The sequence below is a fragment of the Paenibacillus sp. FSL R7-0204 genome (assembly GCF_038002225.1).
Lineage (GTDB): Bacteria > Bacillota > Bacilli > Paenibacillales > Paenibacillaceae > Paenibacillus_AQ.
This window is the reverse complement of sequence record NZ_JBBOCA010000001.1, coordinates 1,823,071-1,840,014: the sequence shown is the minus strand read 5'-3', so window position 1 is coordinate 1,840,014 and position 16,944 is coordinate 1,823,071. Positions and strand designations below refer to the sequence as shown.

The following is a 16,944-nucleotide window of genomic DNA, read 5'->3' as shown; positions in this document are numbered from 1 at the left end:
CTGATCCTAGCCGCGCAGCCAGCGGGCTGCGTCCTTGGCGAAATAGGTAATGATAATATCTGCTCCGGCGCGCTTCATACCGGTCAGCATCTCCAGCACAACCGCCTGCTCATCGATCCAGCCCTGCTGCGCAGCCGCCTTGACCATCGAATACTCACCGCTGACATTGTAGGCTACAAGCGGCAGATCGAACTGGTCACGGATCGTACGGATTACATCCAGATAAGCCAGTGCAGGCTTCACCATCAGCATGTCCGCGCCTTCCAGCACATCGGAATCCGCTTCGCGGATGGCTTCCCGCAGGTTGGCCGGGTCCATCTGATACGTCTTGCGGTTGCCGAACTGGGGAGCGGAATCCGCCGCTTCGCGGAACGGGCCGTAGAAGGCGGAAGCGTATTTTACCGAATAGGACATGATCGGCACCTGCTCGAAGCCATTTGCATCGAGTCCGGCACGGATCGCCTGCACGAATCCGTCCATCATGTTCGACGGCGCGATAATATCTGCCCCTGCCCGGGCCTGCGAGACCGCCGTGCGGGTCAGCAGCTCAAGCGAAGCATCGTTGATTACATCCCCGTGCACCACACCGTCTACCGTATGGGTATGCACCATGCCGCAGTGGCCGTGGTCGGTGAATTCACACAGACAGGTATCGGCGACGACCAGCAGGTCGGGATACCATTTTTTGATCAGACGCGTGGCTTCCTGCACAATGCCATCGTCTGCGAAGCCGGACGAGCCAACCGCATCCTTCGTCTCGGGAATACCGAACAGCAGAACCGCCGGAATGCCCAGGGAGGCAATCTCATCCACCTCCGCCTTCAGCGTATCCAGCGAGAAATGATAGACGCCGGGCATGGAGCTGATCTCATTCTTCACACCCGTTCCATAGGTTACAAAAATCGGCTGGATGAAATCCAACACATGGAGTACCGTCTCGCGCACCATGCCGCGAATACCGGCCGACCCGCGCAAACGGCGGTGTCTGGTTATTGGAAAGCTCATTTGTTGTATCCTCCTGTTCAGTAAGTATATATACACATCTATTCGTGTTAAGCAGTATTGGGATGTTGACGTTATCACTACTAGTAGGCTAGACCCGATTGCAATGCTCAAAGGCAAGCTCACAGATCTGGAGGAACAGGCTATCTCAGCCTTGTCGATTCATTCCAGCGGCACAGCTCCTCCACCAGCCCTTCGATGGTGGCTTCTTCCGGCAGCAGTCCCGGAGTGAGTCCTGCTTCGACTGCGGTCTGCTCGGTAACCGGTCCGATGCAGGCAATCTTGACGCCCTTCAGCAGCGCCAGCGGATCTTCCAGGCCCATCCGCCTCAGGATGCCGAGGAAGTTGCGCACCGTAGACGAGCTGGTGAAGGTCACCGCATGAATGCGTTTCTCCTCCAGCAGCTTCACCAGTTCAATATCATCCTCGCCGGTGATAATCGTCTCATACGTATCCACTTCTGTCACTTCCAGCCCCAGCTCCCTCAGCTTACCAGGCAGCCACTCACGCGCCAGGTCGCCGCGCGGAAGCAGCACCTTCTGCCCGGACTTAAGCTCGGGGCCGAAGGTTTCGATCAGCCCTTCCGCCTGAAAGCGTACGGGCAGCTCCTCGGCGATCAGCCCGCGCTCTGCGAGCGCCGCAGCCGTACCCGGTCCCACTGCGCACAGACGCGCCCCGTGCAGGCTGCGGATATCCAGCTTCTGCTGCGTCAGATGCCGCATGAAGAAGTCTACGCCGTTCGGACTGGTGAAGAACACCCAGTCGTAAGCCGCAAGCCCGCCAAGTGCCGCAGCGATATCCGCCTGCTTGTCCGCATCGCGCTGCATCACCGTCTCAATGACCGGGAACTCATACGGCTCGCCGCCCAGCTCCTCGATCCGGTCCACCAGCTCACTTGCCTGCGCACGCGCCCGCGTCACTACAATGCGCTTGCCGAACAGCGGCAGCGCCTCCACCCACATCAGGTGCTCCCGCTGGAGCACAACGTCACCGACCACAATAACCGCCGGCGGTTGAAAATCCGCCGCTGTAACCTTCGCCTCAATATCGGCCAACGTGCCGGTCAGCGTCTCCTGATCTGCACGGGTCCCCCAGCGCACCAGCGCCACCGGGGTCTCCGGCGGACGGCCGTGCTTCATAAGCTGGGCGCTGATGTAACCGATTTTGGCGACACCCATCAGGAACACCAGCGTGCCTGTCGCATTTGTTACTTTATCCCATTGAATGGAATGATCCAGCTTATCCGGACTCTCATGGCCGGTAATAATCGACAGGGAAGACGATGCCTCCCGGTGGGTCACCGGAATCCCGGCATACGCCGGGACGCTGATGGCCGAGGTAATGCCCGGCACAATCTCATAGTAGATGCCATTCCTGCGCAGCAGCTCCGCTTCTTCACCCACCCGGCCAAAAATCACGGGGTCCCCGCCCTTCAGACGCACCACCGTTTTCCCCTCTAGAGCGAGATCCACCAGCAGCTGATTAATATCCTCCTGCTTCATCGTATGGCGGTCCGAGAGCTTGCCTACGTATATTTTCTCACCGCCGGGCTTCATCCATTTCAGCAGCCTTGGACTGGCCAGCCTGTCATAGACCAGCACATCAGCCTTACGGATACACTCCAGCCCCTTGACCGTAATCAGCTTCGCATCCCCCGGACCTGCACCTACCAGATATACCTTCCCCGCCATCTCCGTCATCCCCTTATCCCTATACACATGCGATACCTTACCCTTATTCCCTTACATCCGCCAAAATCTTCTCCGCACCTCGAGCCACCAGCTTACGAGCGACCTCCGTACCCAGCTCCACCGGATCATTGCCGGTGCAGGTCTCCTTCAGAATGACTGTACCGTCCGGTGTTCCGACCATTCCGGTTAACGTTATGGACGGACCTGCAGCTTCGCCTTCCGGCTCAAGGGTCGCGTAAGCGCCAATCGGCACCTGACAGCCGCCGTTCAGGGCGCCCAAGAAGGTCCGCTCCGCCGCCACAGTAAGTGCCGTGCGCTCATCGTTATACAGCGCTAGCAGCTTGCGCAGCTCCTCATCGTCCTCACGGCACTCAATGCCGAGTGCGCCCTGACCTACAGCGGGCAGGCAGACCTCAGGCGGCAAATATGCCGTAATCCGGTCCTGCCAGCCCATCCGCGACAGCCCCGCCGCTGCCAGCAGAATCGCGTCATATTCGCCGCTCTCCAGCTTCTTCAGCCGCGAATCAATATTCCCTCGTACCGGCTCAATGAGCAGATCCGGCCTTAGCGCAGCCAGTTGGCTGGAGCGCCGCAGACTGCTTGTGCCTACGCGCGCGCCTTGCGGCAGACCCTCAAGTCCTGCTCCGCTGTTAGAGATCAGAACGTCGCGCGGATCTTCACGCTTCGGCACCGCACCATTCATCAAGCCTTCCGGCAATTCGGAAGGCATATCCTTCATGCTATGTACTGCCATATCAATATCCTTCGCCAGCATCGCCTGTTCAATTTCCTTGACGAACAGACCTTTGCCGCCCACTTTGGACAGGGTCACATCGAGAATCCGGTCACCCTTGGTCACAATCTTATGCACCTCAAAAGTAAAATCAAACCCATGCTCTCCGCTAAGCCGCTCCAGATCGGCAATCACATGCCCCGTCTGCGTCAACGCCAGCGCACTTTGTCTGCTGCCCACGATAATCTTCCGCATGCCCATTCCCCCTGTTCATGTCAGTCCCTTATTCCAGCCGCCGCCGTACAACTCTACCCTGGATTTGCTCATTCGAGCCGCTTTGGCCGAATTCAAGGGTATTTATACACTTCATTTGCTCATTTGAGCTGCTTCGGCCGAATTCAAGGGTATTTATACACTTCATTTGCTCGTTTGAGCTGCTTTTGCCGAATTCAAGGGTATTTATACACTTCATTTGCTCATTTGAGCCGATTTGGCGGAATTCAGGTGTATTTATACACCTCATTTGCTCGTTTGAGCTGCTTTTGCCGAATTCAAGGGTATTTATACACTTCATTTGCTCGTTTGAGCTGCTTTTGCCGAATTCAAGTGTATTTATACTCTTCATTTGCTCGACTGAGCGGCTTTCGCCGAATTCAGGTGTATTTATACTCTTCATTTGCTCGATTGAGCCGATTTGGCGGAATTCAAGTGTATTTATACACCTAATTTGCTCGACTGGGCCACTTCGCACAAATTCAAGGGCATTTTTACACTTCATTTGCCCACCTCGGCCGCCCAGCCACTGCCGCCGCCTATTCCACCCGGTTGCGCGCTACCCAAGCCTCAATCTCCTCGGGCGTCCATGGTATAAAGGTGCCCTGCCTAAGCTCATTCAACACATCCAGCTTCCCCAGCCGCCGCAAGAGCCGCGCCCGGGTCTCTGCCGCTGGCTCCAGCTGCTTAATCGCTGTCCGCAGCTCATGCAAAAAATCCAGATACGGCTCGTATTCCTCGCCGAGCAGCCCCGCAATCTGCTGCGTAATCTCCGCAGCCGCAGACGGTCCCGCCCCGGAGGTCGAGACCGAAACCGTCAAGCGCCCGCGGCGGAGCACGCCGGGCGTAATGAATGTGCCCGCCTCCGCATGGCTGGCCACATTAACGGGCAGCCCCAGTAGCCGGGCCTCCCCTGCAACCGCCTCATTCACCGCTCGGTCATCACTCGCGGCATAGACCAGCACAGCTCCCTGGAGATCCCCGGGAGCATAGGGGCGGCTGATCCATTGCAGCCGCCCCTCATCAGCCATCGCAGCCAGCGTCCCGCTGAGCGAGGGGCTGATCACTACCAGCTCCGCGCCCGCTTCCAGCAGCGGAGCTGCCTTGCGCGCAGCCACCGCCCCGCCGCCAACGATCACCACCCTCCGGCCTTCCACATCCAGCATAATCGGCAGATACTTTTTCATCACGCTCACTCCAGCTCCCCAGAGTTCCAACTCGCTCTCATCCATCTTCCATTCCACTGGAAAGCTACTCTTCATCCCGCTCACTCCAGCTCTCCCCAGCAGTTCCTACTCGCTCTCATCCATCTTCCATCCCATGCAGTCTCCCATGGAACACCTATCTCCAGCCCGCTTCAATCCCCGCCCCAGCCATGGAACTTCGACCAGGAATTCAGCAGGAAGTTAAGGATAATGAAGCCGTACCCGGCAATCGCCCAGCGGGCCATGACTGTACCGCTTCGGCGGCCGGAGAACTTCAGCACAAGATATACAATGTAGACGCCAAGGCCCGTAAGCGTAGTCAGGACCTTCGTATCCTGAAACAGCGGCGTCCGCCCTTCCGCGACAATCGACAGTCCCGCCAGAATCAGCGAGGCCAGCAGCAGCGGAACTCCGGCCAGGATCGCCGTGTAAGAATATTTGTCCATCGTTTCCAGGCTGGGCAGCCTGCGGACGCGGTCATCCCACTTCTTATTCTTCAGCTTCGTATGCAGGAACAGATACATTATCGCAAATACTGTCCCCAATGTCAGTGCGGCAAAGCTCAGATTCGCCAAAATTACATGCATCGCCAGCCAGCCATGCACCGCACTCCAGCTCTGCAGCGTATGATCCTCTGCCGTCAGCCATACCCGGTTCAGCAGGAATACGCTGAAGCCCGCCATGCTGAGCAGCAGGACGGTGAACTCACCGCCGCGCGTATACGTCACGGCGAATGAGGTAACCACCATGCTGAAGGAGAACCAGAACAAGAAATCATAAGGCGTGAAAATCGGCAAGCCGCCCTCCTGGGAGAAACGGATCGCAAGCCCTGTGAGCTGAAGCAGGCCCACAACAGCAAGAAGCCCCGTGCCCAGCCGCTTTCCGCCCGGATTGCGCCTAAGGCAATCCGAGAAAACAAACAGCAGGCTCAGGGCATATAGCAGCAGAGCGGCATCATATATTCCGTTCAGCAGTAGCATGTGGCTCACCCGCCCAGCAGACCGGCTGGGGTAAGCACCGCTCCCGGCACCCGGATCTCTCCGCCGGAGGACCGTTCAGCAGAGCTGTGCTGAAGCGGTTCAACACTTCCACTTGCCGGAGCTGCATCCAACTTCTCCTGCAGGGCGAAGATTTGAGTGAAATACTCCAGCGCTTCATTGCCCTGCTTGCCGCCGGACATCTCCTTGATCACATTGATCGGATCATGCATCATCTGATTGACGATGCTCTTGGTCAGCCGGCGGATCACCTTGCGCTGATGCTCATCCAGCTCAGGCAGCTTGTTGAACAGGCTATCCATCGTTTCTTCATATATTCCATTCGATTTGTCCTGCAGCGCACGGATCACCGGTCTGACGCCAAGCGTCTTCAGCCATTGCTGGAAATCCGCCATCTCTCCTTCAATCATAACCTCGATTTTGGCGGCTTCACTGCGGCGCATCTCCAGATTACTCTCCACAATGCCTTCCAAATCATCGATATCATAGAGGAATACATCCGGCACACTGGCAGCAGCAGGATCAATATCACGCGGCACAGCAATGTCGATCATGAACAGCGGCCGTGAAGGGCGGCGCTTCATGCCCTCGGCTACCTGGGCAGCCGTCAGCACATAGCCGTCTGCACCAGTAGAGCTGATCACAATATCCACTTCATCCAGAGATTTCAGCGCCTCTTCAATCGTGCTGGGCTTACCCGAGAATTTCTCGGCCAGCTCGATAGCACGGGACAAGGTACGGTTGGCGACAATCACTTCCGCCGCGCCGCTGCTGTACAGATGCTTCACCGTCAGCTCGCTCATTTTGCCGGCGCCGAGAATGAGCACTCTTTTGCCGGTGAACATGCCGAAGATCCGCTTCCCCAGCTCCACTGCCGCATAGCTGACCGACACCGCACTCTCGCCAATCGAGGTCTCACTATGCGCACGCTTGCCGAGCGTCACCGCCTGCTTGAACAGCCGGTTGAACCAGGTTCCGGTAACCCCTTCCGCCTGAGCCGTCAGGAAGGCGCTGCGCACCTGACCCAGAATCTGCGTCTCGCCAATCACCATGGAATCCAGACCGCAGGTGACACGCATCAGATGGGCAATCGCCTGCTCGTCTTCATATATATACATATGTTGCGTAAATACATCGCTTCTTACTCCGAACCACTGCTCCATGAAGCTGCGGATGAAATATCCGCACATATGAAGGCGGTCCACGACCACATAAATTTCCGTCCGGTTACAGGTGGCGACAACGACCCCTTCCAGAACGCTCTTCGTCTGCAGCAGCTGATGAAGCGCAGCAGGCAGATCCTTCTCGGCAAAAGCGAACTGTTCCCTCACCTCTACGGGAGCCGTACGGTAATTCAGGCCAACGACGACAATATGCATCGCTTGTTCACCATCCTAATCTATATTCATTGGTGTAGGCGCTGTTACTGCTTATCAGCAAATAATAGAATCAATTTCACAAGATCTCAAAACGCTGTGTTAAGTATATCACATCAAAATACGGCTTTTAACAAAACCTTTGAACTATTTATGAATTGCAGATAATAATTATTATAAATAAGTATATAAGTAATGAAATATAACATATAGATGAAATATTGACACACTTTATTGCGGATGATAGCATATAACAAATGAAATGAGTTAACTTTTATAACATATGTAGCAAAAAAGATCTAAATCTCCGTTTTCAAGTTAACCTCGTGTCAGTTATACCCCTTCAAACCTCTCTTGTATAAGCCCGTTAATCCGGAATGGGCGTATCTACAGGCAACCGTAAATTGCCCCAGGCTACAAGAGGCCAGACCCCATGCTGGATGAATCAGTTTGAACTCACGGGCGAAACCGTGCTTTCCTCTGCTGATGTATCCTGCGTTGGACTGCGCCTCCTTTAGCCTGGGGTTTTTGGCATCTATTATAATAGAAGGAGTGAGGGCAAATGAGTTCATCCTACGCAAGCTTAAGTGAATCGATCCGTAAGGCTAGAAATGTGAGGATCTACAAGAACAAGGACACCGCCTATGACTTCAAGCTCTACCCCTTCGGAGAACGCGGAACGTATATCGCCCCCGAGCTGATCCGTGAAATCACTCACAATCTGGCGGATGCTGTAGGGGAGCAATTTCCGGATTTCGACTACATTGTCTCCCCTGAACCCGGCGGTCATACCTGGGGGATGCTGGCTGCCTATAAGCTGATGAAGCCGATGAATATTCTGCGGCTCAGTACGGAGCTGTACGAGAATTATGAGGTTAGTATAAGGCGCGAGACGGCGTATAATGAGAATTATATTTATTTTGACGGCTTCTCTTCCGGTGACCGAGTACTGCTGCTGGATGATGTGATTAGTTCAGGCGCTACGATCCGCTGTATTGCCGCTCAATTGTCCGTGATGGACATTGAACTTGTCGGAGTGCAGGCTATTCTGGCCAAAGGGGAGCATTACAAGCAGCTGGAAGCGGACATTGGAGTACCCGTCAGATTTCTGTCCCAGGTATGATTTATCAAAAAATAGCAGGGGAGTGACAAGCCATGGCTTTTTATTACGAGCAGCCTTCAAGAACCTTCAGTGAGTTCCTGCTGGTGCCCAGCCTGACCACCAAAGATTGCATTCCCGGCAATGTGGATCTTAGCACACCGGTAACCAAATTCCGCCGGGGAGAGACCCCGGCACTGACCATGAACCTCCCCGTGACTTCGGCGGTAATGCAGGCGGTATCCGACCACAACATGGCGATTGCACTGGCCAAAAGCGGGGGCATCTCCTTCATCTACGGCTCCCAGTCCATCGGCCAGCAGGTCGAAATGGTGCGCCGGGTCAAAAAGTTCAAAGCCGGATTCGTCCTCAGTGACTCGAACCTGCGCCCGGAAGATACGCTTCAGGATGTGCTGGTGCTGAAGGCGCGCAGCGGCCACTCCACCATTGCGATCACGGACAACGGAGAACCGACAGGCAGACTGATGGGCATCGTCACCAGCCGGGATTACCGCGAGAACCGCCTCCCGCCGGATTGCCCGATTACGGAGTTCATGACCCCGCTCGCTTCGTTAATCTACGCCGAAGAAGGCATCACGCTGACGGAAGCGAACGACATGATCTGGGATCATAAGCTGAACTGCCTGCCGATTGTGAATGCCAGCGGACATCTCGTCCACTTGGTCTTCCGCAAGGATTATGACAGTCATCAGGAGTATCCCCTGGAGCTGCATGACGACAACAAACAGCTCATCGTGGGTGCCGGAATCAATTCGCGGGATTACAAGGAGCGTGTACCGGCGCTGGTGGAAGCTGGAGCAGATATCCTGTGTATCGATTCCTCTGACGGGTATTCGGAGTGGCAGGCGGAGACTATCCATTATATTAAGGAGACTTTCGGGGAGGGCGTGAAGGTCGGCGCGGGCAATGTTGTTGACAAAGAAGGCTTCCTGTATCTCGTGGAGGCTGGAGCCGATTTCATAAAAGTCGGTATCGGCGGCGGCTCCATCTGCATCACCCGCGAGCAAAAGGGCATCGGCCGGGGCCAGGCCTCCTCTGTCATCGAAGTGGCGGCGGCCCGCCAGGAATATTACGAGCAGACCGGCATCTATGTCCCCATCTGCTCGGACGGCGGGATTGTTTATGACTATCATATTGTGCTGGCGCTGGCGATGGGCGCTGACTTCGTGATGCTCGGGCGTTATTTTGCCAGATTCGATGAGAGTCCCGGACGCAAGCTGCTGGTCGGGGGGAACTTCGTGAAGGAATATTGGGGAGAAGGCTCCAGCCGGGCCCGCAACTGGCAGCGTTATGACTTCGGCAATGCCGATAAAGAGCGCAAGCTGGAATTCGAGGAGGGCGTGGATTCCTTCATTCCCTATGCCGGACGGCTAAAGGATAATCTTGATCTCAGCATCAGCAAAATCAAGTCCACCATGTGCAATTGCGGCGCGCTGACCATCCCGGAACTACAGCAGAAGGCCAAGATTACCCTGGTCTCCTCGACAACGATCTTTGAAGGAGGCGCACATGATGTTATGCTTAAGGAAAAGGACAGATCATCTTCCTGATCCCATCCTGATCCATAAGGAGCGTCAATCATGAGCCAAATTACCAAAGTTCTGGTCAGCAAGGACCAGCTGAAGCAGCGAGTACAGGAGCTAGGCGCTGAAATATCGCGCGACTACGAAGGCAAGGAGCTTGTGCTTATCGGTATTCTAAAGGGCGGCGCTGTATTCATGTCCGACCTGATGCGCGAGATTACTTTTCCGATTGGCATCGATTATATGTCGGTCTCCAGCTACGGCGCCAGCGCCACCTCCTCCGGTGTCATCACGATTAAGAAGGATATCGACATCGATATCCGGGGCAAGCATGTCCTGCTCGTCGAGGATCTGATCGACACCGGGCTGACGCTTCAGCATCTGCAGCAGCTGTTCGCCCTGCGCGAAGCCGCCAGTGTACGCATCTGCACCATCCTCAGCAAGCCTTCCCGCCGCCTGGTCGATGTTCCCATTGACTACAGCGGGATTGACATCCCGGACGAATTCGTCGTCGGCTACGGTCTCGACTATGCCGAGCAGTACCGCAATCTGCCGGAGGTCTGGATCATCAAGACTGGCGAATAGGCACTTGCCGCACAATGGCAAACACCCGCAGCAGGAGATCATCTCTCCATTTCTGCGGGTGTTGTCTTGTTTCTTATATATAGCTAGTAGGTGCGGCTATCCTGGACATGTATATAATTTACACCCTGCGCCGTCAATTTGGAGCCGCTCGTATCCACGACGCGGACCGCCTTCTTGCCTTTACCGCTGAGCGAAAAGCTGATATTATTCGCCAGCTTATTCTCAACAATCTGCTCAAGCGCACTGTGGAAGCCCCCGACCGTCACTCCCTCCAGGTTCTCCAATACTGGTTCTTTGCCCTCTTCAATCGTCTTGAGAATTTGATAGATTAACGACTTGCTACCGTCCATCCCGTTCGCCTCCTGCATCTATTGTGAGCGTTTACAACACATCCGCCTTGCATGCAAGCTTTTCCATCATTATGTATATTCTCTTATTCGACAGTGCAGAACGTTTACCTCTTACCTGGAAATCAATCTTCAATAAAAAGTTTCATCGATATGTCCCCCGTACATGCTGCTGACCCCGACGAGTCTGAACACTCCATTTACTTTGGCATAGGTGTAGTTCTGATCAGGTTCATCCCTATACCTTACCTCCGCTTCATAATCGCCCGACTTCAGGCTATACACTCCCCGGATCTCTTGAATATCTGCTTCGGGATAGGCTCTGGTATGAATGAGGTATGTTTTGACCTCATTAGCGATTTGACTTCTTTTATAGGGTAATCCGGTTAGCGACAGGTAGATCCCACCTGCTACGACAACGAGTACCACAACAGCAATTATCGTAACCCGGTTAGTAAGCCTCATGCGGATAACCTCCATTCAACAATAGGATTTTAGCTCAGAGTATGGAATAACATATTTTTACATGTGCCAGTTCATTTTACCACACTGGTGATTGCCGGTAAATTGTATTCAGTTTTCCACATACATTCTATTCTCCGGCCTTAACGCGCAAAAAAGCACCCCTCAAGGTGCTTCCTGCCACTAGCCACTCTTCCTGCTACTCTAATTCCTTATGCGTTCTGGCGGTATATTGGTGCGCCCAGCGGAGAGCTGCCGGCTCCGCCGTCAACGGCGATATCTGCGCCCTGGATATACGATGAATCCTCGGAGGCCAGGAACAGCGCTACCTTGGCGATCTCTTCGGGTACACCCGCACGGCCCAGAGGAATCGAAAGGGCCATGCCTGCCTCAACCTGCTTCCAGTTATCCATCGCCGACTCGCCCCAGATCGGAGTGCGCGTTACGCCGGGCGCGATGTTGTTGACGCGGATGCCCAGCGGGGACAGCTCGGAGGCCAGCACCTTCGTCATGCTGCTGACCGCTCCTTTACTGGCCGCATAGGCAGAATTGCCGGGTCTTCCCGCCTTGGCTAACACAGAGCCCGTCAGAATGACGGAGGCTCCGGCCTTCAGATGAGGCAGCGCAGCCTGGACGGTGAAGAAGGTACCGGTCACATTGACCCGGAGCACCTCCTCGAAGGCGGCCAGTTCCGTACTGCCCAGCGGTGTAGAGCCCGCGATGCCTGCATTCGCATAGACCACATCCAGTCTGCCGAAGACCTCTATCGCTGCATTCACAGCCTTCACCGCACTCTGCGGATCAGTCGCATCCGCCTGGACAGCAACCGCATGCTCCGCGCCCAGCTCTTCTACCGCCGCATGCAGGGACACCGGATTGCGGCCGGTAATGACCACTCGCGCGCCCTCCGCCACAAACAACCTGGCACTCGCCAGCCCAATCCCGCTATTCCCTCCGGTAATCAATGCAACCTTCCCGTCAAGCTTCCCCATCGTTAACCACTCCTCATCATTTCATTTGAGACCAATCGTTCTAATATTGTCAAAAAAATAATTTCTTTCGTATCAGCATCCTAGCATATTCGAGAACGATCAGTAAAGAATTATTTTTACCGGACGTTCTCGAATAGCATCAGCCCTGCAAAAAACAGAAAATATCCCCCAATCCACAGTAACGCCCCTATCATGATGAAGATTCCTATGTACCCCGCCCAGCCTGGCGGTTTCCTTGTGTACTTCAACAGAAGAAGCGATGCAACAACCAAAACCGCAGAGGGGATGCCTAATATCTGCAGCAACAATATATTTATGACATCCAGGATGAACCCTTGGCTGAACCCTGGGCTCGTCAGCAGGACAAAGAGAGCCAAGCCTACAATATTCACCACAACAGCGCTGATCCAGAGTATTCTAACAGGTCTAACCATGCTTCACCCCCTATGCTATCCCATTACCCGCTACTCACAAGTATTACACCAAACCTAACGTTATTCTCCACAATACCTGTCATTCTGCTGCACCACAATAGAAACGGCTTTCCCGTCCATTAAAAGGACGGTATCGTTTCAGCCGAACACAACATATGCTGTTTGTCGCATACATTCAGGCTGGTTGCCTGCTTGCGAGCACATCGTATGCTGTTTTTCGCATACATTCAGGCCGGGCCTGCTTGCGAGCACCGAATGTAATCGAAAAACCGATTACAATGGGACGGCGAGCGGCGCGTAGACCGAATGTAATCGAAAAACCGATTACAACGGGACGGCGAGCGGCGCGTAGACCGAATGTAATCGAAAAACCGATTACAACGGGACGGCGAGCGGCGCGTGGGCCGAATGCAATCGAAAAACCGATTACAACGGGACGGCGAGCGGCGCGTGGGCCGAATGCTCCTATTAGAATAAGCAAGACGGGCCCGCCCCCATAGGGAGAAGACCCGTCTTTGTCTTTGACCTTCGTCATTTGTCATTTGTCATTCATCTTTATCATTCGTCATTCGCCATTATCTTACGAACAACCTACCGCCCTGCCGTCTCAAAAGAAAACCGCGCTGTCCAGGTAGCACCTGCATCCTTAGTCACGTAGAGGGTGGAGCTGTTCAAATCCTTGACCGCGAGCCAGCCCTGGTTGGCATCGGTGAACGAGATCGTTCCTTCGAAGCCGGGAACGGTCTGCTGATTCTTCCAGCTCTGTCCGTTGTTCTTGGTGAGCCCGATGCCCACTTGCTCCGCTGCCGGCTGGTACCCAGCCAGGAAGGCTGCCGATTTGCCGATCAGTACCATATTGCCGGGGGTGCCCGAAGCGGGGCCCTTCTTCGCTACAGCTACGCCGCTGCCGGGAGCCGGACCGCCGCCTGCGGTCTCCTGGGCAATCACCCGGGTCCAGCTGCCGCCGGAGTTAGAGCTGCCGTAGAGAGAATAAGAGGTCTGCGACATGCCGACGCCGCCGTACAGCAGCGCATACACCTGACTGTCCTTGGCGTAGATCTGTCCGTAATTCGCCTCAGGAGTGGAGGCGCTAAGTACCTGCTTCCAGGCTGCTCCGCCGTTAGTTGTCTTCATTACCCGATAGCCGCTCCCGGGAACAACTACAACAGCCCAGCCGTTATTCCTGCTGGTGAAATGGGCTCCGCGGGTATTGGCAGGTGTCTTGATCAGGCTCCAGCTCTCCCCGCCATCATTCGTATAGTAAGTAGAGGTCCGGTTGTAGCCGAATCCCTTGCTGCTGTCCAGAAATTCTACCGATTCAAAGGTCACGGCCTTGTTCGACAGCCTTGTCCAGGTAGAGCCGCCGTCTGCCGTTCTTAACAGATATTTAGCCTGTCCGTCCTTGACCGCGGCAAGCGCCCAGCCGTGAACATTATCCGGGAAATCAATCTGCTGGAAGCTCCACTGTCCTTCATAGATGTTTTGGAAATGGCAGCCGCCGTCCGAGGTTCCAATCAGGAAGCCGTTCCCGGCTGCGCGCCCGGTATTCGCGTTCAGAAACTCCACATCCGAGAAGGTGAGGGGAACGCTGTCAGCTCCGCTATGTGCCTTTTGTAAATCCTGAAGCAGCCCGTGATCTCCAGTCCCGCAAGCCGGTGCCTCAGCCGAAGCCGCCGCCTGAACCGGGGAAGCCGCCGCCCCCCAGCCTGACAGGGTAAGCAAACCTGCGGTAAGAAGAGTTACGGTGATCTGCTGTAATCTGGTTGTCCAATTCATTGGTAACACCTCCTAGAATATATATACCCTCTGAGCAGAGCGTTACTCTGACAGTACATGAACATGTTACTCCATCTGAGGCCAACTATATAGGTGTGAAATGGTACAAAACTGTAACCAATTTCGCTGTTAAAATCTCCTATTCGTGTTTAATAATAAGTAAAGAGATTTACAAGCATACTGCATTCAAGGAGGAAGTGAAGAGTATGATTAAACAGGATATTCAGCATGCACTTCTCTCCAATCTATGCCAGCGCGTGCATTTGATCAGCGGAGAAACGTACACCGGAGTATGCCAAATCGACCACTCCGCAGATTCATTGCATATTGAAACGAATAAAGGGACCTTCACCGTCCCCTATTGGACCATCAAGCGATTCATCTAATCGTATAACGACAACCCAAAAGACCTCACGGCCACATCAGCAGATGTGAATCATGAGGTCTTTCCGTTGAACTCATACAACCGGATTCGAGATCATACTGCCGCCCCGGCAATGCTTCAGGTAATTCAACGCATGGACCTGGCCGGTCATCTCCAGCTCGTCACGGTAGACCGGATCATGCCAGCCTTCAATATCAATCGTGCCCTGATAGCCGCCCTGCCGGAGAATGGTGATAATATCCGTCCAGTTCGTATCCCCGAAGCCCGGCGTCCGGTCCCACACATAAGGCTTCGGACCATGAATTCCGTACTCCTTGACTATGTCCCAGGCAATCGTCGAATCCTTGCCATGGACATGGAAGATCTTATCCACCCATTTGCGCAGCTGCGGGATCGGATCAATCAGCGCGGTGTGCTGGTGGGCAGGCTCCCATTCCAGCCCGAGATTGTCTGCCGTAACGGCGTTGAACATTTTCTCCCAAGCCGTAGGGTTATGGGCGATATTCCAGTCACCCTTCTGCCAGCTCCCGCCCATCGCACAGTTCTCAAAAGCAATCCGCAGACCCTTGTCTGCCGCCCGCTTCGACAATTCTCCGAACACCTCGGCGAATCTCGGAAGCGATTCGTCAATCGACGAGCCGGGCAGCCGTCCGGTGAAGCCGCCGATAATATCCGTTCCGAACAAGTGAGCGTGCTCAATCAGCTGCGTCCAGCCTGCTAATGTATCTTCGCTCTCGGGGTTCCCGCCCAGCGGGTTGCCGTAAATGCCGACAGCAGAGATTACGAAGTTATGCTCCGCTGCCAGCTCGCGTATTCGCGCTGCAGTCTCTACCAGATTGATGCCCCCGGTTGTCTGCCAGAAATTAAGTTGAAAGGATTCGAAGCCATGCTCCACAATCTGCGGAATGACCTGAACGGCCTCTCCCCCACGAACCAAAGTACCAATTCTCAGTGTATCTTGCATGTGTATGATCAGCTCCAATAATTTTATAGTCAGCGCCCTGCTGTTACCGGCCCTTAATCATCTTGCAAGAGCCCCGCTTGAGCAATACCGCATCATAGACAATATGCTGATGGGAGGAATGTTTGGTGATTAGATCGAATAGTACGCCCACACTGGACAGTGCCATTTCGGTGCCCGGCTGGCTGATCGTATCCAGCGCAGGATGATAGTACTCAGCCATCTCAATACCGTCGAAGCCAATGATGGATATATCATCAGGGATAGATAAGCCTGCGGTAAGCACAGCTTTGGCCGCACCAATCGCAATCGTATCGGAGGCCGCAAAGATAGCGGTTACCGTTCTGTCACGGTTAAGCAGTCTGCGTGCAGCATTGAAGCCTGAGCTTGGACTGTATTCACAATCCTCTACAAATCCCGGATGATAAGGTATGTTATGTTCTTCCAGCGCCATCTTGTAGCCAAGAAGCCGGCGGCTGCCTGTGGTATCTTCCAGTAAGGGGGATTTGGCGAGAAAGCCGATGTTCCGATGACCAAGTGAAAGTAAATAAGAGGTTGCCTTATAGGCTTCCTTGGATTCATCGATCGTTACGCTTGAGAAGATGGACGGGTCCACTTCCTGCGAGGTGGTAATTGTTGTGAGCACGAATGGAACGGTTAATTGCTTGAACTTCTCTTCGGAGTGATTATAGGTACCGCCCATGAAAATAATCCCGCTAAGATTCTTCTCCTTCACCAGCTGAATGGCAGCGTTAATCTCATCGGTGCCGTCCTCTACCTGATGGATAAGAAACGGATATCCGCGCAGATTGACCTGACGTTCAATCTCCTTGATCATAATAGAGAAGAACGGGTTAGTAATCCCTTTTACCATAAGTGCGATATTTTTGGATTGCGTTGTCTTCAGATTTCGGGCATTGGAATTGGGAATATAGTTATATTCCTTGACGACACTCAGTACCTTCTCCCGGGTGGCATCGCTCACCAGACCCTTGTTATTGATAACTCTGGACACTGTTGAGATACCGACACCGGATATCCTGGCGATATCCTTAATGTTTACGTCCACTCTACTCCCCCA

General features: G+C 54.2%; 17 protein-coding genes and 1 riboswitch. Of the genes, 4 read left to right on the top strand and 13 right to left on the bottom strand.

Annotated features, from left to right (window positions below):
* Positions 1–6 precede the first annotated feature (6 nt).
* From hemB to hemA, 6 genes are all read right to left on the bottom strand, one after another.
* Positions 7–1,005: a porphobilinogen synthase gene (gene hemB, locus MKX42_RS08255; RefSeq protein WP_340752084.1), complete on the bottom strand. Its 999-nt coding sequence runs from the start codon at positions 1,003–1,005 to the stop codon at positions 7–9.
* 140 nt (positions 1,006–1,145) lie between these two features.
* Positions 1,146–2,693, bottom strand: coding sequence for a uroporphyrinogen-III C-methyltransferase (gene cobA / locus MKX42_RS08250; protein ID WP_340752083.1), 1,548 nt, complete (start codon positions 2,691–2,693; stop codon positions 1,146–1,148).
* A 43-nt stretch (positions 2,694–2,736) separates the two neighbouring features.
* Entirely contained in the window at positions 2,737–3,681 is a 945-nt protein-coding gene (gene hemC, locus MKX42_RS08245) for a hydroxymethylbilane synthase (protein ID WP_340752082.1), read from the bottom strand.
* Between the two features lie 557 nt (positions 3,682–4,238).
* On the bottom strand, positions 4,239–4,961 hold the full coding sequence (locus MKX42_RS08240; RefSeq protein WP_340752081.1) for a precorrin-2 dehydrogenase/sirohydrochlorin ferrochelatase family protein: 723 nt from the start codon (positions 4,959–4,961) through the stop codon (positions 4,239–4,241).
* A 95-nt stretch (positions 4,962–5,056) separates the two neighbouring features.
* Positions 5,057–5,884, bottom strand: coding sequence for a cytochrome c biogenesis protein CcsA (gene ccsA / locus MKX42_RS08235; RefSeq protein WP_340752080.1), 828 nt, complete (start codon positions 5,882–5,884; stop codon positions 5,057–5,059).
* Between the two features lie 5 nt (positions 5,885–5,889).
* On the bottom strand, positions 5,890–7,281 hold the full coding sequence (hemA, locus tag MKX42_RS08230; RefSeq protein ID WP_340752079.1) for a glutamyl-tRNA reductase: 1,392 nt from the start codon (positions 7,279–7,281) through the stop codon (positions 5,890–5,892).
* A 331-nt stretch (positions 7,282–7,612) separates the two neighbouring features.
* A riboswitch (purine riboswitch) is annotated at positions 7,613–7,715 on the top strand.
* A 125-nt stretch (positions 7,716–7,840) separates the two neighbouring features.
* Here hemA and MKX42_RS08225 point away from each other — a divergent pair.
* Genes MKX42_RS08225 through hpt form a run of 3 tightly spaced genes read left to right on the top strand, consistent with a single transcriptional unit; the run spans position 7,841 to position 10,506 of the window.
* Positions 7,841–8,401 (top strand): phosphoribosyltransferase, encoded by a 561-nt coding sequence (locus tag MKX42_RS08225; protein ID WP_340752078.1) that lies wholly within the window; start codon positions 7,841–7,843, stop codon positions 8,399–8,401.
* A 32-nt stretch (positions 8,402–8,433) separates the two neighbouring features.
* Positions 8,434–9,948: an IMP dehydrogenase gene (locus MKX42_RS08220; protein WP_340752077.1), complete on the top strand. Its 1,515-nt coding sequence runs from the start codon at positions 8,434–8,436 to the stop codon at positions 9,946–9,948.
* 27 nt (positions 9,949–9,975) lie between these two features.
* Complete coding sequence (gene hpt, locus MKX42_RS08215) at positions 9,976–10,506, top strand: hypoxanthine phosphoribosyltransferase (RefSeq protein ID WP_340757637.1); 531 nt, start codon at positions 9,976–9,978, stop codon at positions 10,504–10,506.
* Between the two features lie 83 nt (positions 10,507–10,589).
* Here hpt and MKX42_RS08210 read toward each other — a convergent pair whose 3' ends face one another.
* The 5 genes from MKX42_RS08210 to MKX42_RS08190 all read right to left on the bottom strand — a co-directional run bounded on the left by MKX42_RS08210 (position 10,590) and on the right by MKX42_RS08190 (position 14,517).
* A complete protein-coding gene (locus tag MKX42_RS08210; RefSeq protein WP_340752076.1) occupies positions 10,590–10,856 on the bottom strand; it encodes a hypothetical protein in 267 nt (88 codons plus the stop codon).
* Positions 10,857–10,985: 129 nt separating this feature from the next.
* A complete protein-coding gene (locus MKX42_RS08205) occupies positions 10,986–11,318 on the bottom strand; it encodes a DUF3139 domain-containing protein (protein ID WP_340752075.1) in 333 nt (110 codons plus the stop codon).
* Positions 11,319–11,527: 209 nt separating this feature from the next.
* Positions 11,528–12,307, bottom strand: a complete 780-nt coding sequence (locus tag MKX42_RS08200; protein WP_340752074.1) for an SDR family NAD(P)-dependent oxidoreductase — start codon at positions 12,305–12,307, stop codon at positions 11,528–11,530.
* A 116-nt stretch (positions 12,308–12,423) separates the two neighbouring features.
* Positions 12,424–12,741 (bottom strand): hypothetical protein, encoded by a 318-nt coding sequence (locus MKX42_RS08195; protein WP_340752073.1) that lies wholly within the window; start codon positions 12,739–12,741, stop codon positions 12,424–12,426.
* Positions 12,742–13,332: 591 nt separating this feature from the next.
* On the bottom strand, positions 13,333–14,517 hold the full coding sequence (locus MKX42_RS08190; protein ID WP_340752072.1) for a hypothetical protein: 1,185 nt from the start codon (positions 14,515–14,517) through the stop codon (positions 13,333–13,335).
* 206 nt (positions 14,518–14,723) lie between these two features.
* Here MKX42_RS08190 and MKX42_RS08185 point away from each other — a divergent pair, with 206 nt between their 5' ends.
* The gene (locus MKX42_RS08185; protein WP_340752071.1) at positions 14,724–14,903 is read left to right on the top strand and encodes a hypothetical protein; all 180 of its coding nucleotides are present in this window, start codon (positions 14,724–14,726) and stop codon (positions 14,901–14,903) included.
* A 72-nt stretch (positions 14,904–14,975) separates the two neighbouring features.
* On the opposite strand, the gene MKX42_RS08180 is transcribed toward MKX42_RS08185, so the two are convergent.
* Positions 14,976–15,866, bottom strand: coding sequence for a sugar phosphate isomerase/epimerase family protein (locus MKX42_RS08180; protein ID WP_340752070.1), 891 nt, complete (start codon positions 15,864–15,866; stop codon positions 14,976–14,978).
* Positions 15,867–15,909: 43 nt separating this feature from the next.
* Entirely contained in the window at positions 15,910–16,932 is a 1,023-nt protein-coding gene (locus tag MKX42_RS08175) for a LacI family DNA-binding transcriptional regulator (protein WP_340752069.1), read from the bottom strand.
* Between the last annotated feature and the right edge of the window lie 12 nt (positions 16,933–16,944).